The 24,622-nt window shown below is 40.7% G+C and carries 25 protein-coding genes; 21 read left to right on the top strand and 4 right to left on the bottom strand.

Annotated elements, in window-relative coordinates:
• Positions 1 to 2 precede the first annotated feature (2 nt).
• The 4 genes from rsmG to ABFY19_RS13830 all read left to right on the top strand — a co-directional run bounded on the left by rsmG (position 3) and on the right by ABFY19_RS13830 (position 3,997).
• Complete coding sequence (gene rsmG, locus ABFY19_RS13845; RefSeq protein ID WP_418791239.1) at positions 3 to 746, top strand: 16S rRNA (guanine(527)-N(7))-methyltransferase RsmG; 744 nt, start codon at positions 3 to 5, stop codon at positions 744 to 746.
• Positions 747 to 1,097: 351 nt separating this feature from the next.
• Positions 1,098 to 1,859: a ParA family protein gene (locus ABFY19_RS13840; RefSeq protein WP_418791238.1), complete on the top strand. Its 762-nt coding sequence runs from the start codon at positions 1,098 to 1,100 to the stop codon at positions 1,857 to 1,859.
• Positions 1,852 to 2,715 (top strand): ParB/RepB/Spo0J family partition protein, encoded by an 864-nt coding sequence (locus ABFY19_RS13835; protein ID WP_418791237.1) that lies wholly within the window; start codon positions 1,852 to 1,854, stop codon positions 2,713 to 2,715. Before ABFY19_RS13840 ends, ABFY19_RS13835 begins: the two co-directional genes overlap by 8 nt.
• 136 nt (positions 2,716 to 2,851) lie before the next feature.
• Positions 2,852 to 3,997, top strand: coding sequence for an aminotransferase class V-fold PLP-dependent enzyme (locus ABFY19_RS13830; RefSeq protein WP_418791236.1), 1,146 nt, complete (start codon positions 2,852 to 2,854; stop codon positions 3,995 to 3,997).
• Here ABFY19_RS13830 and larB read toward each other — a convergent pair.
• Positions 3,994 to 4,752, bottom strand: a complete 759-nt coding sequence (gene larB / locus ABFY19_RS13825; protein WP_418791235.1) for a nickel pincer cofactor biosynthesis protein LarB — start codon at positions 4,750 to 4,752, stop codon at positions 3,994 to 3,996. The two genes, ABFY19_RS13830 and larB, sit on opposite strands and share 4 nt — an antisense overlap.
• Positions 4,742 to 5,572: an ATP-dependent sacrificial sulfur transferase LarE gene (gene larE / locus ABFY19_RS13820; RefSeq protein ID WP_418791234.1), complete on the bottom strand. Its 831-nt coding sequence runs from the start codon at positions 5,570 to 5,572 to the stop codon at positions 4,742 to 4,744. Before larE ends, larB begins: the two co-directional genes overlap by 11 nt.
• A 185-nt stretch (positions 5,573 to 5,757) precedes the next feature.
• Between larE and ABFY19_RS13815 the strand changes: the two genes are divergently transcribed.
• From ABFY19_RS13815 to ABFY19_RS13805, 3 genes are all read left to right on the top strand, one after another.
• The gene (locus ABFY19_RS13815) at positions 5,758 to 6,255 is read left to right on the top strand and encodes a DUF4446 family protein (protein ID WP_418791233.1); all 498 of its coding nucleotides are present in this window, start codon (positions 5,758 to 5,760) and stop codon (positions 6,253 to 6,255) included.
• Positions 6,256 to 6,324: 69 nt separating this feature from the next.
• Complete coding sequence (locus ABFY19_RS13810) at positions 6,325 to 6,615, top strand: YkuS family protein (protein ID WP_418791232.1); 291 nt, start codon at positions 6,325 to 6,327, stop codon at positions 6,613 to 6,615.
• 3 nt (positions 6,616 to 6,618) lie between these two features.
• Positions 6,619 to 7,275 carry a phosphoribosyltransferase gene (locus ABFY19_RS13805; RefSeq protein ID WP_418791231.1) on the top strand — a complete coding sequence of 219 codons (657 nt, stop codon included), beginning with the start codon at positions 6,619 to 6,621 and terminating at the stop codon, positions 7,273 to 7,275.
• 26 nt (positions 7,276 to 7,301) lie between these two features.
• On the opposite strand, the gene yyaC is transcribed toward ABFY19_RS13805, so the two are convergent.
• Positions 7,302 to 7,904 (bottom strand): spore protease YyaC, encoded by a 603-nt coding sequence (gene yyaC / locus ABFY19_RS13800; RefSeq protein WP_418791230.1) that lies wholly within the window; start codon positions 7,902 to 7,904, stop codon positions 7,302 to 7,304.
• A gap of 166 nt (positions 7,905 to 8,070) precedes the next feature.
• Here yyaC and ABFY19_RS13795 point away from each other — a divergent pair, with 166 nt between their 5' ends.
• The 10 genes from ABFY19_RS13795 to ychF all read left to right on the top strand — a co-directional run bounded on the left by ABFY19_RS13795 (position 8,071) and on the right by ychF (position 17,467).
• Positions 8,071 to 9,132, top strand: coding sequence for a hydrogenase small subunit (locus ABFY19_RS13795; protein WP_418791229.1), 1,062 nt, complete (start codon positions 8,071 to 8,073; stop codon positions 9,130 to 9,132).
• Positions 9,132 to 10,484 carry a nickel-dependent hydrogenase large subunit gene (locus ABFY19_RS13790; RefSeq protein WP_418791228.1) on the top strand — a complete coding sequence of 451 codons (1,353 nt, stop codon included), beginning with the start codon at positions 9,132 to 9,134 and terminating at the stop codon, positions 10,482 to 10,484. The genes ABFY19_RS13795 and ABFY19_RS13790 overlap by 1 nt, the downstream gene beginning before the upstream one ends.
• A gap of 25 nt (positions 10,485 to 10,509) precedes the next feature.
• A complete protein-coding gene (locus ABFY19_RS13785; RefSeq protein WP_418791227.1) occupies positions 10,510 to 11,136 on the top strand; it encodes a cytochrome b/b6 domain-containing protein in 627 nt (208 codons plus the stop codon).
• A gap of 26 nt (positions 11,137 to 11,162) precedes the next feature.
• Positions 11,163 to 11,867 carry a CvpA family protein gene (locus ABFY19_RS13780; protein ID WP_418791226.1) on the top strand — a complete coding sequence of 235 codons (705 nt, stop codon included), beginning with the start codon at positions 11,163 to 11,165 and terminating at the stop codon, positions 11,865 to 11,867.
• A 76-nt stretch (positions 11,868 to 11,943) separates the two neighbouring features.
• Positions 11,944 to 13,383, top strand: coding sequence for an aminopeptidase (locus ABFY19_RS13775; protein WP_418791225.1), 1,440 nt, complete (start codon positions 11,944 to 11,946; stop codon positions 13,381 to 13,383).
• 138 nt (positions 13,384 to 13,521) lie between these two features.
• Complete coding sequence (locus tag ABFY19_RS13770; RefSeq protein WP_418791224.1) at positions 13,522 to 14,562, top strand: HEAT repeat domain-containing protein; 1,041 nt, start codon at positions 13,522 to 13,524, stop codon at positions 14,560 to 14,562.
• 47 nt (positions 14,563 to 14,609) lie between these two features.
• Positions 14,610 to 15,515 (top strand): mechanosensitive ion channel family protein, encoded by a 906-nt coding sequence (locus ABFY19_RS13765; RefSeq protein WP_418791223.1) that lies wholly within the window; start codon positions 14,610 to 14,612, stop codon positions 15,513 to 15,515.
• A gap of 1 nt (position 15,516) precedes the next feature.
• Positions 15,517 to 15,723: a DUF951 domain-containing protein gene (locus tag ABFY19_RS13760; RefSeq protein WP_418792613.1), complete on the top strand. Its 207-nt coding sequence runs from the start codon at positions 15,517 to 15,519 to the stop codon at positions 15,721 to 15,723.
• A 219-nt stretch (positions 15,724 to 15,942) separates the two neighbouring features.
• On the top strand, positions 15,943 to 16,230 hold the full coding sequence (locus ABFY19_RS13755) for a DUF5050 domain-containing protein (protein WP_418791222.1): 288 nt from the start codon (positions 15,943 to 15,945) through the stop codon (positions 16,228 to 16,230).
• Between the two features lie 142 nt (positions 16,231 to 16,372).
• Positions 16,373 to 17,467 carry a redox-regulated ATPase YchF gene (gene ychF / locus ABFY19_RS13750; protein WP_418791221.1) on the top strand — a complete coding sequence of 365 codons (1,095 nt, stop codon included), beginning with the start codon at positions 16,373 to 16,375 and terminating at the stop codon, positions 17,465 to 17,467.
• A gap of 2 nt (positions 17,468 to 17,469) precedes the next feature.
• Here ychF and ABFY19_RS13745 read toward each other — a convergent pair whose 3' ends face one another.
• Positions 17,470 to 18,717: a DUF2225 domain-containing protein gene (locus ABFY19_RS13745; protein ID WP_418791220.1), complete on the bottom strand. Its 1,248-nt coding sequence runs from the start codon at positions 18,715 to 18,717 to the stop codon at positions 17,470 to 17,472.
• A gap of 689 nt (positions 18,718 to 19,406) precedes the next feature.
• Here ABFY19_RS13745 and ABFY19_RS13740 point away from each other — a divergent pair.
• The 4 genes from ABFY19_RS13740 to ABFY19_RS13725 all read left to right on the top strand — a co-directional run bounded on the left by ABFY19_RS13740 (position 19,407) and on the right by ABFY19_RS13725 (position 24,599).
• On the top strand, positions 19,407 to 20,789 hold the full coding sequence (locus tag ABFY19_RS13740; RefSeq protein WP_418791219.1) for a trimethylamine methyltransferase family protein: 1,383 nt from the start codon (positions 19,407 to 19,409) through the stop codon (positions 20,787 to 20,789).
• Between the two features lie 138 nt (positions 20,790 to 20,927).
• Positions 20,928 to 22,463 carry a trimethylamine methyltransferase family protein gene (locus ABFY19_RS13735; protein WP_418791218.1) on the top strand — a complete coding sequence of 512 codons (1,536 nt, stop codon included), beginning with the start codon at positions 20,928 to 20,930 and terminating at the stop codon, positions 22,461 to 22,463.
• Positions 22,456 to 23,139 carry a cobalamin B12-binding domain-containing protein gene (locus tag ABFY19_RS13730; protein WP_418791217.1) on the top strand — a complete coding sequence of 228 codons (684 nt, stop codon included), beginning with the start codon at positions 22,456 to 22,458 and terminating at the stop codon, positions 23,137 to 23,139. The genes ABFY19_RS13735 and ABFY19_RS13730 overlap by 8 nt, the downstream gene beginning before the upstream one ends.
• Before the next feature lie 26 nt (positions 23,140 to 23,165).
• Complete coding sequence (locus ABFY19_RS13725) at positions 23,166 to 24,599, top strand: trimethylamine methyltransferase family protein (protein WP_418791216.1); 1,434 nt, start codon at positions 23,166 to 23,168, stop codon at positions 24,597 to 24,599.
• Positions 24,600 to 24,622 lie beyond the last annotated feature (23 nt).

Below are 24,622 nucleotides of genomic sequence, written 5' to 3'. Positions count from 1 at the left end.
ATATGCAAAACATGCTTGAAAATATAATTTATGAGGGATCGTTAGCACTGGGAATTACCCTTGCAAAAAAGGAAGTAGAGATTTATCTTAGATATCTGGAAATCCTTTTGGAATGGAATAAAAAATTCAACCTTACAGCTATTGTGAATCCAGAAGAAGTAGTAAAAAAACATTTTTTAGACAGCATGGTCTCCCTTCCATTTATTATACAAAAGAGACCTAATACTTTGATTGATGTTGGTACAGGGGCAGGATTCCCTGGAGTACCCCTAAAAATAGCGTTCCAAAAAACTAATTACTTAAACAAAACTAGTGTAGTTTTGCTGGATTCTCTCAAAAAAAGGGTGCATTTTTTAGAACACCTGATAGAAGAACTGAAATTGGAAAATATTAAAACTATACACGGACGTGCTGAGGATTGCGGTCAACACCCGGAGTATAGAGAAATGTTTGATATTGTTGTTTCTCGTGCTGTATCAAGTGTAGCTGTATTATCTGAATTTTGTCTGCCATTCATAAGGGTAAATGGGATCTTCATTGCATATAAAGGGCCAAATGCTATTGATGAACTTAAAGAAGGAAAAAAAGCTATCAGTATTTTAGGTGGCAGGATTGCAGAAGTAAAAGATGTAAAGGTTCCAGGTTTGGATCAGGGTCGCACTATTATAATTATAGAAAAAGCATTTCCCACTCCAGAGAAATATCCAAGAAAGGCCGGCATACCTGAAAAAAGACCTTTAAATTAAAAAGGTATATCCGTTCAGCGGAGTATTTACAGCCGAATACAAAGGCTGTTTATTTTTGTCGTATTAAGTTATAACTTTCCTTCATTTGGCAGGAATCGGCTGAGCAACCAAACAAGTGTTCCCGCATTAAATTCGCATATAATCTTCTAAAAATGAGGGCTTAATGGTAAGACGTTTATTTCCTTGGCTCCCTTCTTAAAAAGCAAAACAACATTAAAACAGCATGATGTAAAAAAATGGCAACAGCGTAATTGAATAATTAAGATGTTTATAGCGATTTTGAAGGAAATTAAAATTGATATGTGGAATTAAGAGTGAAAACAGGGTTAAGATGGGGTGGTGTTGATTGAGATGGGAAGGGTCATCGCGGTGGCAAACCAAAAAGGCGGTGTGGCCAAAACAACAACAGCCGTTAATCTTGCTGCATGTGTTGCCGCACTAGGAAAAAAGGTGTTATTAATAGACATTGACCCACAGGGAAATGCAACAAGTGGATTGGGAGTAGATAAAAACAGCTTGGATTATTGTATTTATGATGTGTTAATTAACAGTTTGCCTGTTGAAAGCGTTACTTGTAAAGTTGACATTGAGGGACTTGAAATTGTGCCCGCAACCATACAATTGGCCGGTGCAGAGATTGAATTGGTAACCGCAATTTCCAGAGAGCTAAAACTAAAAAAAGCTATTCTGAGTATTAGGGATAAATATGAGTATATTATAATTGACTGTCCTCCATCTCTTGGATTATTGACAATTAATGCCCTATCTGCAGCTGATTCCATATTGATTCCAATTCAATGCGAGTATTATGCGTTAGAGGGACTTGGACAATTGATGAATACAATTGAACTTATTAAGAAGCATCTTAACAACAGGTTGGAAATAGAAGGGGTGTTATTAACCATGTTTGATGCAAGGACAAACCTTTCTATTCAGGTGGTTGAGGAAGTAAAAACGTACTTTAAAAGTAAAGTTTATAGTACAATTATTCCAAGAAACGTTAGGTTAAGTGAAGCTCCAAGTCATGGGAAACCGATTATTATTTATGACCCCAAGTCAAGGGGGGCCGAAGTTTATCAGGAATTGGCGAAGGAAGTGACAGAAATTGAGTAAAAAGGGACTGGGCAAAGGCTTGCAAGCATTATTACCTTCAATAAATGATGGCTCAGCGGAAACTGATAGAATTATAGAAATACCGTTGGCAGATATAAGGGTTAATAAAAAACAGCCCAGAAAAGTTTTTGATGATGAAAAACTTAATGAGCTTGCTTTATCTATAAAGGAGCATGGAGTTGTTCAACCAATCATAGTGAGGAAATCTGATGACGGAACTTTTGAGATCGTGGCTGGAGAAAGAAGATTGAGGGCCTGCAGAAAAATTGGAGCCAAAAACATCCCGGCCATTATTAAGGACCTTGATGAAATGCAGATTAGTGAAATTGCTCTCATAGAAAACATTCAAAGAGAGAACCTAAACCCGATTGAAGAAGCTTCAGCATATAAAGTTCTTATAGAACAATTTGGTCTTACTCAGGAAGAGCTTTCAAAAAGAATAGGCAAGAGCAGACCTTTTATAACAAACACCTTGAGATTGCTTACACTACCACAGACAGTAAAGGACTTAGTTTCATATGGAAAACTGTCATCTGGGCATGCCAGAGCGTTATTAAGTATTCAAAAGGAAAGCGAACAGGATGATTTAGCTAAAAACATAATCAAATACGGGTTGTCGGTTAGACAGACTGAAAAAAAAGTTAAGGATCTGGTGCAGGTCGAAAAGAAAACCAAGACATCTCCCCGTTTGGAGGACCCTGTTTTAAAGGAAATTGAACAAAGATTAAAGAACAAGTTTAGCACTAAGGTTGAAATTAAAGACAAGAATAAAAAAGGGCTAATAGAGATAGAGTATTATGGTGAAGGGGAACTGCAGAGAATTATTGAGTTGTTGTTAGGGGAATTGGAGCTTTAACAAGTTTCACGTGAAACAACAGAAATAGCTTTGTTTATGTTTCACGTGAAACAAGTGCTAAAACACAACCACCCTAATGGGTGGTTGTGTTGCTTAAGCAGATAGGAAAGTCTTTGAACGCAGCCGGAGGTGTGTAATGATATATTTAGATAATGCAGCTACAACTTGGCCAAAACCAGACCAAATAATCGAATCGTTTGCTGATTGCATAAAAAATGCCGGTGCAAATCCAGGCAGAGGCGGCCATAAGATGTCCCTTGCAGCAGGAAGGTTGATCTATAAAGCCCGTCAAACAGTTGCTGAATTGTTTAACATAGACAACCCTTCAAGGGTGGTTTTTACTGGAAGCGCTACACAGGCGTTAAATTTGGTTTTGAAGGGGTTTCTTAAGCCGGGGAGCCATGTTGTTACGAGTTCGATGGAACATAATGCAGCAGCCCGTCCTCTGCACTTCTTAAAGAAATATGGTGTTGAAGTGAGTGAAGTACAATGTTCTCCAATGGGTTTTCTTGATCCTATAGATGTTGAGAAGGCTATTAAAAAAAACACAACTGCGATTGTACTGCTTCATGCATCTAATGTAACAGGAACCATAATGCCAGTAGAGCAGCTGGGCAAAATTGCTGTTAACTATGGTGTTAAACTTATTTTAGATGCGGCACAGACGGCAGGCCTGCTGGATATTGATGTGAACAAACTGAACATTGATGCTCTTGCATTTGCCGGGCATAAAAGCCTATATGGTCCTCAGGGGACGGGCGGGCTTTTTATAAGAGAAGGTATGGAGTTTGTTCCATTATTACAGGGGGGTACCGGCAGTAAATCGGAATCGCTTGAACAGCCTGTTGATTTGCCTGATAAATTCGAAAGCGGGACTCCAAACACCCCCGGCATTGCATGCTTGGCAGAAGGAGTCCGGCTAATTACTGAAAAGGGGCTCGAACAAATAAGAAGACACGAAAACCTACTCCTTCACCGATTTTTAGATGGACTTAAGCTGTTTAAAGAAATAGAGATATATGGACCCTGTGACCCAATGCATCAGGTTCCGGTAGTATCTTTAAATATCAAAGATCAGGACTCCTCAGAGATTGCTTTTGTTCTTGACAGTGTATTTGACATTGCCTGTCGCAGCGGTTTGCATTGTTCTCCACAGGCACATAAAACAATCGGTACCCTTGAAAGGGGTACCGTGAGATTCAGTTTCTCTATGTATAATACAATTGATGATGTTGATTCAACGCTTAATGCCCTAGATAAAATTATAACAGAAATGTTTTAGTTCTTTTCAGCTAGACGAATAATAGAACTAGCCATAGCAGCTGCGCCAAAGCCGTTATCTATATTTACCACAGCAATTCCTGAGGCACATGAATTTAACATAGCCAGAAGTGCAGCTAAACCTCCGAAGCTGGCGCCGTAACCTATGCTGGTAGGAACAGCAATTACGGGTACATTTACCAGGCCGGCAATTACTGTGGCAAGGGCACCTTCCATTCCTGCCGTTACTATTATTACAGAGGCTTTTCTGAGTAGGTCATGATGACTGAAAAGACGGTGAATTCCTGCTACTCCAACATCATAAAGCCTAGTTACATTTCCGCCCATTATTTCTGTAGTAACAGCAGCTTCTTCTGCTACCGGAATGTCGGCAGTGCCGGCACTAATCACTAAAACTGAGCTGTTGTATTTCTGTATAGGCTCGTTATTAATTGTAATACAACGGGCAAGTTCATGATATTGAGCTTCAGGACATATCTTGCTTACAGCGGTATAAATATCTCTGCTTGCTCTTGTTGCGAGAACATTGGAGTTGCATAGGGCAAGCTTCTTTATAATTTCAGAAATGTGCAAACTTGTTTTGCCTTCACAAAAAACTACTTCAGGGAACCCTTTTCTCAGGTTTCTGTGGTGGTCAAGTTTGGCGTATCCGATATCTTCAAAAGGAAGTATTTTTAGTTTATCCAGGGCGGCATCGGTATCTATCTCACCTTTTTTAAGGCGCTCCAATAATTCGTATAAAAATTTATTGTCCATATTTGGTTTCCTCCAGAAGAACCTCATTAAAACTGCCGCTTCTTAGGCCTTTCAAATCAATAGAAACATAATAAAAACCAATGGATGCAAATTTTTTAATAATGGCTGACCGCAAGTTCTCTGAAAGAATTTGATCAATAACACATAAGGGAACTTCAATTCTGGCAAGGTCTCCATGATGACGCACTCTTAGCTCTGTTATTCCCAAAGACCTCAAAAATGTTTCTGCTTGTTCTATTTGTCTCAGTTTTTCATTTGTAACCGGCTCGTTATAAGGTATTCTCGTGCAAAGGCAAGGCATCGCAGGTTTGTCCCAGTTAGGCAGACCAAGGTCTCGGCTCATCTGCCTAATTTGAATTTTTGATAATCCTGCTTCTTGAAGAGGGCTTCTGATGCCAAGTTCCCTAGCTGCCCTGATACCAGGCCGGTAATCCATTATATCATCAGCGTTAGAACCGTCAGCAACAAAATTCAGACCGGATTCAGTTGCAAGGTCTTTTAGCTTCAAAAAAAGCGTAGTTTTGCAGTAATAACAGCGGTGCGGAGAGTTTTTGACAAATAATTCATTGTTCATTATTTCTGTTTTTATAACAAGGTGCTTGGCACCTATCAAACCAGCTGTTTTTCGGGCATTTTCAACTTCGCGTGCAGGAAAAATTTCAGAAGTTGCGGTAACGGCCAGCACATTATCTCTTCCTAATATTTCAGCTGCTGTTTTGAGCAGCAGAGTGCTATCAACTCCTCCAGAGAAGGCAACTAATACGGTTTTTAAATCAACTAATCGTTGTTGTAAGGTGTAAGAATTATATGCTTGCCACAATTAAACGGCACCCCCAAACGCGCGTTCGGAACCCGGAAAATAATGTGTTTACATTTTAATACAGGGTTAACAGGATGTCAAATAAACATAATAATAGCTGTACAAAAAAATTCAAACCTAGAGGATTTTGTCGTTAAATGTTGAAATTAATAGGGCTAACATTTTAGGGAAGGAAGGTTAAGTAAATGGAACAAGCCCTAATGTTTATTCGGGCCAATAATGAAATTTTTAGTCTCATAACTTTGCTCGTTGCGGTATTGTCACTATTATTGCTGGTCATTAATATGTTATGGACAAGTAGTTTGAAGAAAAAATATAAGATGATGATGAGAGGGGCTCAAGGACAAGATTTGGAACAAATGTTAAACTCGTATACGGCCAAAGTTGATATTTCCGTTGCAAAAGCTGAGGAAGTAAGGAAGGCATACTCAGAAATTATGCAAATGGTAAAAAGCTCTATACAAAACGTGGGTGTTGTCAGATATAATGCATTTAATGATACCGGCAGTGACCTTAGTTTTGCTGTGGCACTACTTGACTATAGAGGTGATGGTGTAGTTATCAGCAGTCTTTTTGGCAGAAACGAAACCCGTATTTATGCAAAGCCGGTAAATAATGGCAAATCAACTTATTTGTTGTCTGGTGAAGAGGAAGATGCTATCAAAAAAGCATTTAATAAATGAAAGCTTATTTGAATAAAGGGCCGCCTTACTGAAAAAAATAAAGAAAATTATTGTCGGGAGGCGCTTAAAATGCCATTAACTGTTGCGGTTCAAAATGGGCTGTTGGATATAGCTGCTGCGGTTGGAGAGCAGGGATACAATGTGGTCAGAATGGAGGATGACATTGGGCCGGTTGATGTGATTGTCTATTCAGGTGTATCCAATGACCTTACACTGTTTGATACGGTTGATTATTATGGTGATGCAACAACAATGGGTGTCAGCAATCCTTCTGGTATCATGCTGGTTAATGCTCACAGCCATTCTCCTGAACAGGTTGTTTCTTTAATTAACAAACGATTTGGTCGCTTGGAGGGATAATTATTGTTTTTTCGAGACCGAAGTGATGCCGGAATTAAACTTGCCTCGGTTTTAAAAAAATATAACAGCAAAAATACGATAGTACTGGGTATTCCGCGGGGTGGTATAGTGGTGGCTGCTGAAGTCGCCAAACTTCTTGAAGCCCCCCTGGACTTAATTATTCCTCGAAAAATCGGTGCTCCTCATAATCTTGAAGTAGCTATTGGAGCTGTTGCTCCTGATGGCACCATTATAACAGATGAATTTATACTAAAAGCATTAGACTTATCTCGGGAACAAGTAGAAAACCTGGCAGCTTCTGTTTCCCAAGAAATTCGCCGTCGAGAAAGCTTATATAGAAAGGGCAAGTCTGTACCTGATTTGCGGGGTAAATCAGTAATCGTGATTGATGACGGAATAGCTACCGGATTTACAATTCAGGCAGCTATCAAATCAATAAGAAAAGCTGAGCCTTTTCGACTAATATTGGCTGTTCCGGTCATGCCCTCAGATACATTCGATGTTTTGAAAGATATGGTTGATAATCTGATTTGTATGCATAAACCCGAATATTTCCTGGCGGTAGGGCAATTTTACAGTGATTTTGATCAGACAACAGATACGGAAGTAGTTCGGTTATTAGAAGAGAATAATAACAAATTTAAAACGGGGTCATCATGATCGCCGTTTTTCTACTGCTTGACCATTCAATCGATAGTTTTTATACAATATTGGTCCATATCAAACCTTATACTGCTTTCGTGAATTCCCTGGCTTATTATTTTTGCCATTTTCATTACAATATTGAGACGGGTATTTTGAAGCACAAAGTACTCCATAAATCCGCCGACATTTACAATTCCTGTAATATGGATGTGGCCCACCGGAGGCAGATGTTTGTTCACCCCTGCTCCTGGTTTGAGGGCACCCTCCCCGATATTTATATAACCAACATTGTCAATACTGCCAAGACATGCATCTATAGCTACTACAAAAGGGTTTTCAAACTTATCAACTATACTCATGTATGTCGCCAGATTTGTTGCGTGAACAGGGCTTTCCAGTGTTCCCATAACCTTAAAAAACGTATGGTTAGTTTCAAGAAGATTGCTTCCCACCAATGGACCGAGGCTGTCCCCAGTTGATCTATCTGTACCGATGCACACAATTATGCGGGGACGTTCCGGGGAAAGATTTTTTCTGATTTGTTGTGAGAATGCGATAGCAAACTTATTTAATGCTTCTTTATCTTCAACATGAATCTTTACCGATTTTGGACTGTTCCGTTGGACAGATGGAAAAAGGTGCATACTGACCTCCAGAAAGTAGTAATAATTGATAATTAAAAGCAGTTATCCGAGATATTTATATGTACATTGAAATCAAATTATACTTAAATGTGTAAAAAAGGAGTTTTTAAGTTATTTGTCGAAAAAACTACCTAAAATCCGATTGTAATCACAGCGGAGGTAATACATGAAATACTTTAGCCGCAGAGAATTTATAAAACTCTGTACAGCATCAGTTGCTGCTCTTGGGATTTCACAGGTGTGGGTTCCAGAAATTGGAGAGGCATATCAAAACGCAGCTCAAGGCAGCCCCCCTGTACTTTGGATTCAGGGTTCTGCTTGTAACGGGTGTTCCTCTTCTTTGATTAACACGGTTCATCCCAATATCAAGGAAGTACTCAATGAGATAATCAACCTTTCATTTCACCCGGGGATAAGTACAGAAACTATAAGCCCCCTTCCTGATTATTTTTTGAATACAGCTAAACAAAATAAGAATAAGTTTATTCTTGTTGTGGAAGGGGCCATTCCAACAGCTGACCATGGAAATTACCATATTATCGGGCAAAATTCTAAGGGAGAACAGGTTACCCTGGCAGGTCTTCTGGAAAAAATAGGAGAACTTGCTGAGACTATAGTTGCTGTAGGTTCGTGTGCTTCTTTTGGAGGGATTTCTGCTGCAGAGCCCAATGATGCTGAATGTGTAGGCTTAGAAAAACTAATAGGAGTCAGTAAGGTTATTAATATTCCTGGCTGTCCGCCTCATCCGGATTGGATAGTAGGAACCCTGGCCCATTTACTGCTTTTTGGCCGGCCGGAACTTGATGATTACGGCAGGCCCAAGGTCTTTTTCGAAGGTCTGATACATAATAATTGTCCCAGAAGACAGTATTTTGATAATAGTATTTTTGCCAGTAAATTTGGTGAGGAAGGATGTCTGCTTCAGATAGGCTGTAAAGGTCCACTATCCCATGGTGATTGTCCTACCAGGTTATGGAATGGGGCATCTTCATGGTGTGTTAATACTAATGCTCCTTGTATAGGGTGTACCGATCCCAGCTTTCCTGAGTTGACCATGCCCTTTTATAAACGGATGCCGGAAATACAGGGACCGGGAATCACGTCTACTGCGGATGCTATTGGCCTCGGCGTGGGGGCAGTTACGGCAGCGGGACTTGCAGTTCATTTACTAGGAAACTACTTTTCCGGGCGTATTGGAAAAAAGAACAGCCAGGAGGATGATATATAATGGCAGGAGTGCTGGTTGTTCATCCTCTGAATAGAGGCATAAGACCAATAAGATTAGAATTGAAAACAGATTTAGGAAAAGTAACATCTGCAAAAGCGGGTACTACATATTACTGGGATTTAGAAAAAACATTACGCAGAAAAGACCCCATGGACGCCATTCAGTTGACACAACGTTGCAGCGGAGTAGACTTTGTTTCTCATGCAGTTGCTGCTGTCAGAGCATTGGAAAGCATAGCCGGGGTATCTGTTCCTTCGAACGCCCGGCTAATTCGAAACATATTACTGGCATTGGATATAATCTACGGGAATTTAGCACATTTTTATCAGAACGCTGTGCCTGACTATGTACAAACACAGCCAAGTAGTGAAGATTCCAAGAAAAATAAGGACTTTCGAATGATGCCAGTTATTGAGGATCGGATTTCGGCTAATGTGTGGAAGGCTCTTGAAATTCGCAGTCAAATTCATAGTATCATGGGCATTGTTGCTGGAAAGGCGCCACATATCTGTAATGTTGTTTTTAGTGGTATTACCCGGAATTTAAATATTGCAGATATATTGAAGTTGAAATCCATTCTCAGAGAAGTTGCGAGTTTTGTTAACAATGAGTATGCAGTTGATCTGGGTGATGTCGAAAATGTGTATTATGACTATTACAGTATGGGTAGAGGAAATGGACGGCTGCTTACGGTAAGTGAATTTCCAGGAAACCGGCCAGGGGAGCATTTGATCCCAGGTTCAGTAAAAATGGATTCATGTAATAACAAACTTGATACAGGGTTAATTACTGTAGATTGTACAGGGTCCTGGTTTAAACCGGCAGGCTCAGATAGTAACTCTTTTGTAGGACCATTTGAAACATCCCCTAATAAACCGGGAGGATATTCTTGGGTTAAGGGCGCTTTATATGATTACGAGACATACGAGGTTGGGGCTTCGGCACGAATGCTGTTATCGGGCAATTCGGTCATTTGCGGCATGGGGATGAACACATTCTCTGTTATGGGGCGTTTTCGGTCCCGGTTTGAAGAAACAATGAACCTGGTTACAAAAATCTTTGCTTGGATAGAACAATATGAACCTGATGGGTTGTTGACAACAGAAGCTGAAATTCCAAAAGAGGGATCAGCAATTGGTGCTGCCGAAGCTTCCCAGGGTTCAGTTATTCATTTTGTTTCATTAAGTGAAGGCAAGATTGAAACTTATAATGCTCTTGATTCATTTTCATGGAATCTCTGTCCGCAAACTAGTGATAAGAACTGTGGACCAATGGAGCAGTCCCTTGTCGGCCTTAATGTTGTTAATCCGGAAAGCCCTATAGAGGTACTTCGGGTTGCCCGGTCATTTTAAGCCGGAATTGGAGAGGTGACCTGCGATGGGTAATGAAATTTACTGCCATACTATTCCTGCGCGCATTCTGCATTGGATAAATGCTGCAAATATCGGCCTGCTTACCACTTCGGGCATGTACATCAGGGACCCGGAGCTTTTTGCGCTTTTTGCTAATATGGATATTGCCAGAAAAACACATTTTATTGCCATGTATTTAATTATATATGGCATTCTGATAAGGATATACTATGCATGGGTGAGCAAGGATTACCGTGAAATAATGTTCCGGCTGCAGGATATTAGGAAGTTCCCGGCCCTATTAAGGTACTATTTGTTTTTCAGTAAAGAGCCTCCTGAATCTGAAAAATACAATGTTGGCCAGAAGCTGCTGTACAGTGCGTGGGCAATTTTGGTTTTGGTTCAGGCAATTACAGGGTTTGGACTTTATTTTCCTGATGGTTTAGCGACATATGTGAGGATATTAGGTGGACCGGTTGTTGTTAGGCAGGTTCATTTTGCCACAACATGGGTTTTTATTGTTACCGTGGCGCTTCATGTTTACCTTTCCTTTTTAGGAGGCTGGCCGGTTATAAAATCCATGATTACAGGGTACTTGCCGGAAGGAATACACATACAGCCGGTGGCTGAGGAATCTGAAGCAACTAATTGAATAAAAAAGAAATGGTGGGTGGTTAGGTGAATATTTTGGATATTATTTTTATTTTATTCTTGGCATATTGTGCATACAGGGGTTACCAAAAGGGGTTGTTTGCAGCTGTTTCCCGAGTAGCAAGTTATGTGATAGCTGTGATTGGAGCTATGATGCTTTATCAACCGTTAGCTCTTTTTTTGGGAAACGAAATGCGGTTTAGGGAAGTACTTTCCCCCTGGGTAGCAGACAAGATGGCCATTCCGGCAGCATCATTTCAGACAGAGATTAGTGACGTTGCATTTGACCAAGCTAAGAACCTCTTAGAAACCTACCAACTTCCTGAGGTATTTAACAACATTATGATGGATCTTATCGGTAAGATTTCAGAAGCACCGGCAGCCGTTGGGCTAAATACTCTTGGAGAGAGTATAACATATTCAGTAAGTGGCTTTATTCTTAATGCCCTTAGCTTTGTATTAATATACACGATGCTCTCCGTTTTATTCAGGATTATTATACCCAAATTGTTTACTGGAGTTAATCCACGACCAATAACTTTTATTGATAAAATAGGCGGTTCCGTTCTTAATATTGGAGGGGGCATTATAACAATCGGTACAATTGTTATTTTGTTTACCCCCCTTGCATCTATGGCGGCAATGAAAAGCAATCAAAATCAACTGACAGAATTAATGAGCAGTTCTATTGCTGTAAATACAATAATGAGTTTTTTAAACGGGCTTTTTTAAATTTGTTTTAATAGCACAAGGGCTTTGAGATGGTATATAATACAGTAAAAGTGTAATATTATAAACTGGAGGGTTCATGGAAAAAGATAATGAATTAAAAGAACGTTGGAAGGGGCTCCGGGATGAACTTAGCTTCAAGCAAAAGTTAGTTTGGGATATATTGTCGCCCCAGGAGCGGGAAGAAACCCATAAGTTTGCTGAAGACTACAAGAAATTTCTCAATACGGCCAAAACCGAAAGGGAGGCGGTTGCTGAAATAATTCGCCTTGCTGAAAAAGAGGGATATGTTTCTTTGGAAGAAATGATGGCTCGTGGCAAAAAACTTCGCCCGGGTAATAAGGTTTATGCCGTAAATCATGATAAAAATTTAGCCCTTATTATTATTGGTAAAGAGCAAGCCTGGAAGAGCCTTAATTTAATCGGCTCACACCTTGATGCACCAAGGTTAGATTTAAAACCTGCCCCTCTATATGAGGATCAGGGAATAGCTTTTCTAAAGACTCATTATTATGGGGGGATAAAAAAGTATCACTGGGTTTCTCATCCCCTGGCAATTCATGGGGTAGTTATCAAACAAACTGGAGAAAAAATAAATATCCAAATAGGGGAAAGCGATAATGACCCGGTTTTTGTAATCACCGACTTATTGCCACATTTGTCTAAAGAACAGCTAAAGAAAAAGCTCGGAGAAGCGGTGACGGGCGAGGCGCTTAATATACTTGCCGGAACTCTGCCTTTTGAGGAAAAAGAGGCTGTAGAAAGAGTTAAATTGGCTCTGCTTGAACTTCTGCAGCTAAAGTACGGCATAAAAGAAGAAGATTTGATTAGCTCCGAACTGGAACTTGTACCGGCTACTCGTGCTAAAGATGTTGGTCTTGATCGGAGCATGGTTGGCGCATATGGTCAGGATGATCGCATTTGTGCGTTTACTTCAATGAGAGCCCTGTTGGGATGCCAAAATCCGGTACATACATCAATCGCATTATTTGTTGATAAGGAAGAAATAGGCAGTACCGGGAACACAGGAATGAAGGCGCGGTTTTTAGAGAACACAGTAGCTGAACTATTATACCTGATTACCGGAGATTATGACGAGATATATTGCAGGAAAGCCCTGGCCAATGCAAAGGCTCTGTCTGCCGATGTTAGTGCCGGAATTGACCCGGGATGGGAAGGAACCCACGATAAGCACAATGCAGCCAGGCTTGGGAAGGGTATTGTGATTACCAAGTATACCGGGTCAGGAGGGAAATATTCTACCAGTGATGCTAATGCAGAGTTTGTTGCTTATGTTAGAAGAATTTTTAATGAAAACAAAATTGTATGGCAGACAGGTGAGCTAGGCAAAGTGGATCAGGGCGGAGGTGGTACCATAGCACAGTTTATGGCGCGCTACGGAATGAATGTTCTTGATTGTGGTCCGGCTTTGTTAAGCATGCATGCTCCAATAGAGATATCTCACAAGGCGGATATTTATATGTGTTATCGGGCTTATCAGGCTTTTTTCAATAGTTAACCGATTCCAGCCACCAGGCTGGGTATTTTTTTGGCAGTTAGTGCTTAGCGAAGCCAAGCCTTTTTAAAAGAGGATTTATCTCTGTACTGTCGAAAGCATCTAAAAACATTTGGATATAAGAATGAGGGTGAATGTTTAATGGATTCTTTGCAGGGAATCACGCTTTTGACAATTGGAACAATCCTTATTGGAGTAGTAGTTTTTTGGAAGGCATCAAACAAGAGTGTGAATACAGATTCTGCAGGAGTAAAGGGTTCGGGGAACGCTTTAAGTAATAATTCTGATAACCTCATTAAACTTGAACGGGAAATCAGGGACAAAAATTTTATAGTAATAGAACAGATTATTGGTGAAATTAATAGCTATCCTGCTGAAAAGCAGAAAATAATAAGAGACATTTTATCAGATTCGGGAGTGGCGGAACATTATCAAGCCCAGTTATCAGACAGTAATAGCGCATTAAGGGCAGCAGCCGCTGAAACCCTTGGGAAAATAAGGGATTTAAAAGCACAGGAACCTTTGTTTATGGCTATGGCAGATAAAAATGAAGAGGTACGGCTGGCTGCAACCGAAGCGTTGAAGAGCCTGGGCGATCCTTCTATAGCAGAGTTATTGGTCAAGTCATTAAAAGACCCTAACCGGTGGCTGCCTGCCAGGGTTGCAGAAGTATTAGTGTCTTTGGGTAACGGTGCTTTGCCGGCACTTCAGGATGCTTTGGAAGATAATGACCCTAATTTCAGGGGATATATTATAGAAATTTTAGGGGAAATAGGTATCCCATCTTCAGTTTCAGCGCTTCACCGGGCCCTGATGGATAGATCTGTGAATGTAAGATTGGAAGCGGCCAGGGCTTTGGGTAAAATAGGTAGCAAAGAATCAGTGCAGCCACTTATAGAGGCATTGGGAGAACCTGAAATAAAGGTAGTCGTCCAGGCAATTACTTCTCTTGCCAAAATTGGCGGACCTGAAGTAAGTGAGCATTTCGGCGAGATGCTTGAGCACCGTGACAGCGTTGTTAGGTATACGGCGCTTGATGCTCTGAGTCGCATGGGTCAAGAGGGATTAAAAATTATTAAAAAAACTGCGCTTATTGACGGACATCCTTCAGCTGAAAAAGCGAAGGAAATAATTGGAGAAATTGAAGGCGCCGGGGCAAGCATAAAAATACGGTATAAATAAGCTGTAATTTTATAAATGATGTGTTCATACAAAGGAGAACCAATTTGATGAATATGGAAAGCCTGTTGCTGCTAACGGAAAAAATTTATAGTTATAAAGAGGACCTGTTTAAGTTTGCCGGCACTTTAATTGTTACAGTTGTTTTGGCATTTATGGTAATCAAGATTGGAGACATTATAATTAATCGCATTCTTAAGCCCAGGGAACAAAAATTCTATTTTGATGAACGAAGAATTTTGACGTTAAGGACACTTGCCAAAAGTATACTTAGATATTCCGTGTATTTTGTTGTGGGGTTCACGATTTTTGGGCAGATAGCACAGCTTACCGGTACTGATCTGAAAGGCTTTTTAGCCGGTGCGGGAATCCTGGGAGTAGCATTGGGTTTTGGGGCCCAAAGCCTGGTCAGGGATTTTATTACAGGTTTTTTTATATTGTTGGAAAATCAATATGCAGTGGGAGAATACATCACAACAGGGGCTTTTTCGGGCTTTGTTGAAGAAATTGAACTTCGTGTAACCAAGTTGAGAGATTGGGGTGGAGAGTATCATGTTATCCCTAATGGACAGATTACCGCCGTCACTAACTTTAGCAGATACAGTATGAGAGCTGTGGTTGAAATAGGAATTGCTTATGAAGAAGATATTGACAGGGCTATTGATGTCATGAAAAGGGTGGCTGTTGAAATTGCCAGAGAGTTTGAGGATATTATAGTTGAGGAGCCGGAGGTTTTGGGGGTAGTGGCTTTTGGGCCAAGTGAAATGGTATTACGTACGGTTGCCAAAACTAAGCCTATGGAGCAGTGGCGCGTAGAACGTGAACTGCGCAAAAAGTTTAAGGAGGCTTTTGACCGGGAAGGTATCGAAATTCCGTATCCACGGCAGGTTATTATTGCGAGTAGTAGTGATGGCAAACGGTTTGCAGGCGGTACTCTTAAGGGTGGTGCTGAATGATATGGAGACGAATAAAAGTCATAAATTTCAGGTGGGTGATATAGTACAAATGAGGAAGGCTCACCCCTGTGGCAATGACCGGTGGGAAGTTACCCGTACCGGGATGGATTTCAGGATAAAGTGTCTGGGTTGCGGGCGCCATTTAATGCTCCCGCGACCAAAGTTTGAAAAGGGAGTTAAGAAGGTGATTCAAGGTTCCGGGATGTGAAAGTTATATAAGGTACTATAACAGTCTTTCAACATAAAGGCTGTTTTTTGTTTTTCAGTTGGACTGGTTTTGCTACAAATGCCTAGACAATGGCTGTTGGAATGGAATATAATGGATGTAGCTAAGCAAATAGGTAGGGATGGGCCTTGAGGCTTTGAGGCAGGTTTTGATATTGTTGGAGACATAATTTGTTTTTGTGCTGAAAATGGTTTTTATAAGATGAAACTGGACGGAACAGAAAGAGTCCAAATATCTAGCAACTCAGAACCGTCACAAATGAATATTTCTGGTGAATGGATATATTTTTGGGAAGATAAAGACAAGGGCAGTCTTTATAGAATGAAATTAGACGGGACACGGAAAATGAAATTAAGTAATGTGCACGCCTATCATAAAGGAATAGTTGGAGATTGGATTTTCTACCAATGTGGTTGGATTGAAAGTAATGTATATCCTGTTTATCGAATTAAATTGGATGGTACTGGCAAGACAAGAGTAGGAGGCTAATGGCTTGAATATGAGAGTAATAGTTGGTTTGTCACAAAAAATCGACATAATTTAGCTAAATATATTTACAATTAGTGAAGTATGAGGTATATTAAACAGGTTACATTTTCAAAGCGGAAAGTTAAGAAAGGATGAACCTTCAATGCAGCTTGGAATCGTGGGACTTCCTAATGTAGGCAAATCAACTCTTTTTAATGCAATAACCAGGGCAGCGGCTGAAGCAGCTAACTATCCTTTTTGTACCATAGACCCTAATGTCGGGGTTGTAGAAGTACCTGATGAAAGACTGGATAAGCTGGCTGAAATGGTCAACCCCAGAAAAGTTGTTCCCACCGTGACAGAATTCGTGGATATTGCCGGCCTGGTAAAGGGAGCCAGCAAAGGAGAAGGCTTAGGCAACAAATTTTTGTCTCATATTAGGGAAGTAGATGCTATAGTCCATGTGGTCAGGTGTTTCCGGGACACCAATGTAACTCATGTGGAAGGTGAGGTTGGTCCGGCAAGAGATATTGAGACAATTAACATGGAATTAATTCTTGCAGACCTGGAAACCATGGAAAAAAGACTTGAGCGAACCCGGAAAATGATGAAAACTCATGATAAAAAATATGAAGCAGAGTTAAAAGCCTTGGAATGCATTCAGGGTGCCCTTGATTCTGGTAAACCGGTGCGAAGTGTACAGCTTGAGCCGGAAGCGCAAGTGCTGTTAAAGGATGCTAATTTTCTGACCTCCAAACCGGTGTTGTATGTAGCTAATGTCAGTGAGGATGACCTGCCTGACGCACAGGGCAACCATTTGGTGGAGGAAGTTAGGAAAATAGCAGTAATTGAGAACTCTGAAGCAGTTGTGGTTTGTGGGAAAATTGAGGCGGAAATTGCCGAACTTGAAGAAGAAGAAAAGAAAGAGTTTCTTGCTGACCTAGGGCTTCAAGAATCAGGACTGGATAGGCTGGTCAGGGCCGGATACCGATTGCTGGGTTTACTGACATTTTTTACTGCCGGGCCCCAGGAGATAAAGGCATGGACTGTTAGGCAAGGCACTAAAGCTCCTCAGGCCGCAGGGAAAATTCATACAGATATTGAGAGGGGATTTATTAGAGCCGAGGTGGTGTCTTATGATGATTTAATGGCTGCAGGTTCCCAAACGCAGGCTAAAGAAAAAGGACTTGTCCGCCTTGAAGGCAAGGAATATATTATGAGGGACGGGGATGTGGTCTATTTTCGTTTTAATGTATAATGTCATGTGGTTTTTTCTTCTTGCTCCAATTCTTTTAACATATCAAGCCCGTCTCTGGCCAAGTCTTTGAGAAGAGCCACGCCGTTTCGCCTGCTAGTGGCGCGGAACCAGAATTCACGGGCTTCCTTGACATTCTTCTGGCCAAAAGCCAACCTGCCTATAAGGTATTCTATCTTTTGATCCTGTCCCTCAGACCGGTGACCTGACATATAAGCTGCTTTAAATTTATCCAGCGCGTTTTTTCGGGCTTCAAGTGCCTTATCAAACACTTCCAAATCGTCATAGAGCCAAGCAATATTTAACCATATGCCGCCAGCCCGTTCATCAATACCCTCGCTTTTATTAAAATTGTCACAGCAATTAATGGCAATCAGATAAGCATTAATTGCAAATCCGATGGTATAAATGTTTTTGAAATTTGGGGTAAACTGGGACTTTCGCTGTTCAGTCAAGTTAGCCAGTTTCTTTTTCTGAATAGCATTAATTTTGTCAAATTCTGTTCTCCGCATGGCATAAAAACATTCAGGGCATATCCATATATTATATTTTAAGGGTTCTATATCTTCATAAATGACCCTTAGTTCATCTGTTCTGTCCGCTTGTTTTAACCGGCTGTCTCTTATGGCAAGACCTTCAAAAGCATTGTTACATACAGGGCATTTTACTTTTTTATTAAAAGTATATTGCTCGATGACGGCCGGGTCATCATGTATGATACCTTTATCTGTCTTAAGTTTTTCGTCTCCAAAAACAAGAGAAGTCTTTGTTGTTGACGATTCTGCCGCAATGTCCACATCCTTAACTGCTTGCTGTCCTTCATCAGGTTGCTTACTTTGATTTATCCCGGCGTTTTTTGCGGTTTCGTGTCCCCATGGAGAATACTCTGTGACACCTGCTTTTTTCAATTTGATTGATAAGTCACGGATACGTGAGGATAAGTCCTGCATAATTCGGAAAATAAGCTGGGGATTGGTAGCGGCAATTTCGTCAAAGTTGGCCTTGTTAATAATCAGCAATACAGAATTATCGGAAGCTATGGCTGTATATCCTCTGCGTTCACCTTCTAGGAGGGACATTTCTCCGAAAAAGCCTCCCTGAGGTATTTCAGCAAGAATTACTTTACGGTTGTTAGACAGGGTGCTTAATTCTACAGAACCTTTTAAAACAATAAACATTTCATGTCCGTGCTGCTTTTCCTGAAACAGAACGGTACCTTTAACAACTGTTCTCATATATTGATTGGCGGACATATATTAATCCCCCTTTGATAGTATTTCCAACAATTGGAGCAATTGTATTATTCGACACCAAACGACATATTCCTGCATTTATACTGGAACATAGAATTAAACTATTTTTTATCTTCTTGCTGCCGATGGTTGAAGCCCTCAGATTAAAGGCTTTGAGCGAAGCACAGGCCTTCCCCGGTTGCTCTTGCAGGGCATCTAGCCCTTGACATTATTTGTATATGATATATAATCTATAAAAAAGCACTACTTTTGTATTGATACCAGTCAAAAAATCTATATACCACAAGTTTTTAAGAGCAGCTTTATACTGTTCAAGCCACTCTTCAATAATGGCTTTGTATGGTTGAAAACAGGATAGGATTTTGCTCATTAATCTGTAACGGAGAAATTTGAATTCATAACTGTTGGCTTTCAAATTGTTGTGAAACCCCTAGATTTTGGTTGTTTTTGCCAGTCTTTTATTTTTTATTAAACTGTTTTTTTCTGGCATACTTAATATCGACCATTCCGAGCATATCCTTTTCTCCCATATGATAAAGTCTGTTCAACTTCTATCATACAGGATATGTCTCTCGGGGTGGTCTTTTTATTAGCATAGTCACTTTATGTGGGTAATTTTTATAAGATTATTCCCACATTCAATATTAGCATGATTTTATTACAAACTAAATGAACAGGAGGATGGAAATGTGAATACCCGTATACATCAATACAGGCCTCTTACACAGAATGATATCGAAACAATTGACCAGGCTACCATGGAAGTACTTTCAGAAACCGGATTTGAGGTACATCAACCAGAAGCTTTTGAATACTTTAAAAAGGTTGCTGATTCTGTAGACGAACAGAACCAAATTGTTAAAATTAAGGAAAAAACTATTAAAGAATTGATTTCTACGGCTCCTTCAACAGTTACACTTTGTGGAAGAGACAAGAAACACGATTGCAAGCTGGGGGCCGGTGAAGTATATTTTGGAACCGGTGGTACAGCTTTGAATATGCTGGATTATGGTGAAAAAGAAAGCCGGTCTGCTTGTTTGCAGGACCTTGAGAATGTTATCAGAGTTGTTGACAAGATGGATAACATTGAGATTTGTCTGCTTCCAACTTATCCAAATGAACTGGATATTGAAGACGTAGATATACATAGGTTTAGTGCAGGGCTTACTTATACGGACAAACATGTTATGGGCGGGGTATACACTTCAAAGGGGATAGATGCGGTAATTCGGATGGCTGAAGAGGTTGCCGGTTCTCCAGAAGCGCTACGGGAACGCCCTTTTATTTCAATTATAACTTGTGGAATTAGTCCTTTACGACTTGACAGTAAGTATGGAACATTTATGATTCAGGCAGCTAAAGCAGGTATTCCACTAGCAGTGCCGGTAGAACCTTTATGTGGTGGCACTGCACCGATGTCTTTAGCCGGGACATTGGTAATTCAAAACTGTGATGCCCTGATAAATGTTATGTTAACTCAGTTAGTAAATCCAGGTACTCCGGTAATATATGGATGTGTTGCTTCATCAATGGACATGAAAACAATGAGTTATTTAGGGGCGCCTGTAGAAAGCGGAATAATCAATGCAGCAACCGCACAGATGACGCATTACTACGGCATTCCTTACTACTCAACAGCGGGAATTAGTGATTCTAAGACGCTGGATGCTCAATGTGGATATGAATCGGCAATAACAAACATGCTTGTAGGTTTGGCAGGAGCTGATTTTATACATGATGCTGCGGGTCTTATGGAATTTGCTTTTACTGTAAGCTTGGAGAAGTTGGTTATTGATAATGAAATTATTGGTATGGTAAAACAGGCGATAAAGGGAATCGATGTATCCAAGGAGACCCTTTGTCTTGATGAGATAAAAGAAACTGGACCTGGAGGCAACTTTTTAACCAGCAGAAAAACCAGAAAATTCATGCGAACACATCATTATCAGCCTACTCTTACTAATCGTCAGGATCGTTCGGTGTGGCTTTTGGAAGGGGGTAAAACAGCTGACGAAAGGGCTCATGAGATTGTTAGTGATATTCTCAAAGAAAAACCAAAGAAGTATATTTGAGAACTTTGTTAGATTTCATGGCCATATTTACATAGTTTGCTGGAAGAAAAAAACAAGAAGTCCAGGGCACTAAGCCTTGAACATAAAGGAGGCTAAGCTCTCCAAGAGACTATAAATATTGGAAAGGAGGTAAGGGTTATGATGGAAGAAATTCAGTACAGACCCCCCTTGCATGTGCATCCGGCAGAACGTCTCAGTCTAACACAAGTAAAAAGCATACACGATGGGTCTATGAAACTGTTATCGGAAATAGGCATCCAATGTGCGGGAGAACAGGCAGTTGAAGTATATTTTAATGCAGGGTGTACTGTAAGTGAAATCGAAGACGGGAAGCAAAAGCTTTGGAACATACGATTTCCGGAAAAACTGTTAATGAAAGCTCTCAGCACCGTGCCTTCAGAGGTTGTTTTGGGGGCAAGGGACCCAAAAAACACATTGTGTTTGAATGCAAATATTCCGGCGGTTTATTTTGGAACAGGATCGGAGGCAAACATATATTTACGGTCTAGAATTGAACAATTTGTCAGCACTAAAAACAGTAAAAGTACTCTGCGGTATCCCGTGTATGAGGAAGAACCGGGCTCCATATCTGCCTTATGTGAGTCTGCCCGCCTTATAGATCATCTGGAACATGCAGATTTTTTTATTAGAAACATAAATATACAAGACGAAGAAATAAATTCAATGAATAAAGATGTCAATGTTTTTTTCTATTCGTTACTTCATACCGGGAAACACGTACAGGGAGGCTTGGTTAATCTTAAGGCTCTTCCTGCAGTGATATCCTTGGCAAAAATTATTGCAGGGGAACAGTCTTATTTTCCCCTGTCTTTTATTGTATGCCCCATTAGAAGCCCTCTTCTTATGGTTTCCGACAGCTCCGAAAAAGTAATCGCCATTGCACGGGAGAAAATCCCTATGGTGATATCTTCTTCTCCACAAGGGGGGGTTACGGCTCCCATTCAAGAAGAAGGCATAGTAATGCAAATCAATGCGGAAATCTTGGCAGGTATTGCTTTAGCACAATTTTCTAATCCAGGTACCCCTGTATTGTATGGCTCTGTCCCCGTGAGGGCACGACTTGATACCCTCCAGGACTGCTATGGGACGGCTGAATTTATCCACTATGCCATGGGATGTGCCCAAATGGCCCGGTTCTATGGCATTCCCTGCTATTCTTCGGCAGGGGTGGGAGACATAAGGCGTCCGGGAATTCAAGCTATGGTTGAAAAATTATTTTCTTATAAGGAGACAGCTTCCGCAGGGGCCCACTATATTCATTATGCCTTTGGTCTGCTGGATGGCACCAATATTTTTTCGCCGCTGCAAGCAGTTCTGGACAATGCTTCTATTGCTTTGGTAAAACACATTCTTCGGGCTCCCCAATATGACCAGGAGCATATCGATACTGCCTTTCAAGAAATTGCTAAAAGGGTCAAAGGTTCTGGGATGTTTACTCGGGGTGTTAGAAAGCAGCTTCGCAGAAAGGTGGTTTCAGGCACCTATGAGTTTATTTCTCAAGGGGATGAAGATCAGGTTTTTGCACAGGCTCAGGCTAAAGTGGATGCGTATCTTGGTGATGACTCCAATACTCTTCCAGATGAAATAGTGAGAAGGGTATATAAAGAAATACCTGGAGTATTAAAAAAACAGAAGGAGGTCTATTATGAGTAAAGATGAATTGTTGAACTCACTGGAAAATGCAATAGTAATAGGGCATCTTGATGCTGAGGACGAGGGCTTTGACGGAACCATGGAAGGAACTCTTGGAACCATGGAATTGGTGGTGAAAGCATTGGAAGAGGGGGTTGACCACCAGAAAATACTGGATACTTTTGGACAGGCAATGGAAAAAGTAGGGGAACTGTTTGAGACGGGAGAATATTTTCTCCCGGATATGCTGGCTAGCGCCGAATGTATGGGTGCAGCCATGGACATAATAAAGCCCCAACTTGAGGCAGGTGCCGGTGTGGACAAAGGAAAATTTCTCATTGCAACGGTTAAGGGAGATTTACATGACATTGGAAAAAACATTGTAACTACCATGCTCAAAGGGGCTGGTTATCAAGTAGAGGACCTGGGTATGGATGTACCGTCAGAGGAAATTTTAAAGGTAATTAAAGAATTTAAACCGGACTTTGTAGGCCTTTCTGCTTTGTTAACCACAACTATGGTTGAAATGGAAAAGGTGGTCAAGATGATTCGGAAAGAAGGCTTTTCAAATATTAAGGTATTGATTGGCGGAGCACCTACCTCAGAAGAATTTGCAGAGAAAATTGGTGCTGATGTATATTGCCGGGATGTTATTGATGCCATAAACAAGCTGGAACATTTAAGAGAGGTTTCGTAATAGTATCTGATAAGCGGAGGATAAACATGCTTTCTCCTGAGCAAATGCAGTTAATTCATGAGGGAACTTGTAAACTTTTATCCCAAACAGGCGTTAAAGTTACTCATGAACGCATTGCTGAAATGCTCATATCCCGGGGAGCACAGCGTAAAGGGGAAAGAATACTTATCCCCCAAAACATGGTGGAAGATGCCCTGGAAAAGACTGCCAAATCTATTCGTTTTGATGCACCGGACCCCTCTTATGGGTTTACGGTTAAAGCAATTGAAAACCAGATGAAATTTGGCACCGGAGGCCAGGCGCTATATGTTGTGGATAGGACTTCTGACGGATGGAGCAGAAGGCCTGCGGGGACAGATGACTTAAAACAAATTATTGCTTGTTGTGACCAGCTAAAACACGTTGATTTTATCACCCGGCCAGTAGAGTGTGATGTTTCGGAAGACCGGATGGATGTAGAAAAGGCTAAACTATTTCAAAATTACTGCTCGAAACCTATGAATCTTGCTAATCTTGTGAAGGTTGATCGTTTGGATGAAGTGATTAAAATTATTGGTAATCCGGCATATATCTCTTTTATTGTTTGCCTGGTTTCAAGTCCTTTAGTTATGGATAGCTTTTCAGGGGATAAATTAATTGCACTTTTGGAAAAAGATATTCCCGTGGCTATATCCAGCTGCCCCCAAGGGGGAAGCACTGCACCGTTTTCAGAAGTGGGAGAGCTGTTGCAGCTCAATGCAGAGCTGCTGTTTGGATATGTAGTAGCTAATATTATTCGTCCAGGAGCTAAAATTTTATACCGGGGGATACCCATTACTTCAAATCTATATACAGATGGTTCCCCTCGCTGGTGTCAACCTGAGAGCATTCGACGAGTGTCACTGGCGGCACAATTATGTCGTTTTTATAATCTTCCGTGTTGTGGAACAGCAGGTGTATCGGATGAAGCTGAACCATCTGCACAGGGAATAAGTGAAAAGGTGCTTAGCTGGGCCTATGTAGCTGCATCTGGTGCACAATATATTAACAGTGCTTTAGGAATGCTTCAACAGGTAATGTCAGTTTCTTTTTATCAGTATGTGATAGATGATATTGCATTAGGGATAGTAAAAGAAAAGTTAAGGGCATGTCCTTTTCAGGAAATCTCACAAATTGCTTTAAAGGCTGCAGCTGAAGTACTCGACTATTTTGGTGTCGCGGTAGATGAACAGATAGAATCAGAATTAGCGGCGCGAGTTAAGTATATTGAAAATCCTTTAGAGCCCTATAATGAAGAATATATTAATGAGCAGCTTGCCATTTTAGAAAAAGCTGTTATTTCATCTAAAAGCAGTACCGTTTTTATGATGACAGCCCGTAAAGGATTAAGGGAAGGTTATCTTTATAGGGGCAACAGAGTTGAAGCCCCTCTAAACTTATCCCGGGTTACTGAATGGTTACAAAGAGCGGGATTTGTTTAAAAAAATTGTTATGGGAGGAAGAA

The organism is Phosphitispora sp. TUW77 (assembly GCF_048453025.1).
Lineage (GTDB): Bacteria > Bacillota > Thermincolia > Thermincolales > UBA2595 > Phosphitispora.
This window is presented reverse-complemented; position numbering and strand designations above follow the sequence as displayed.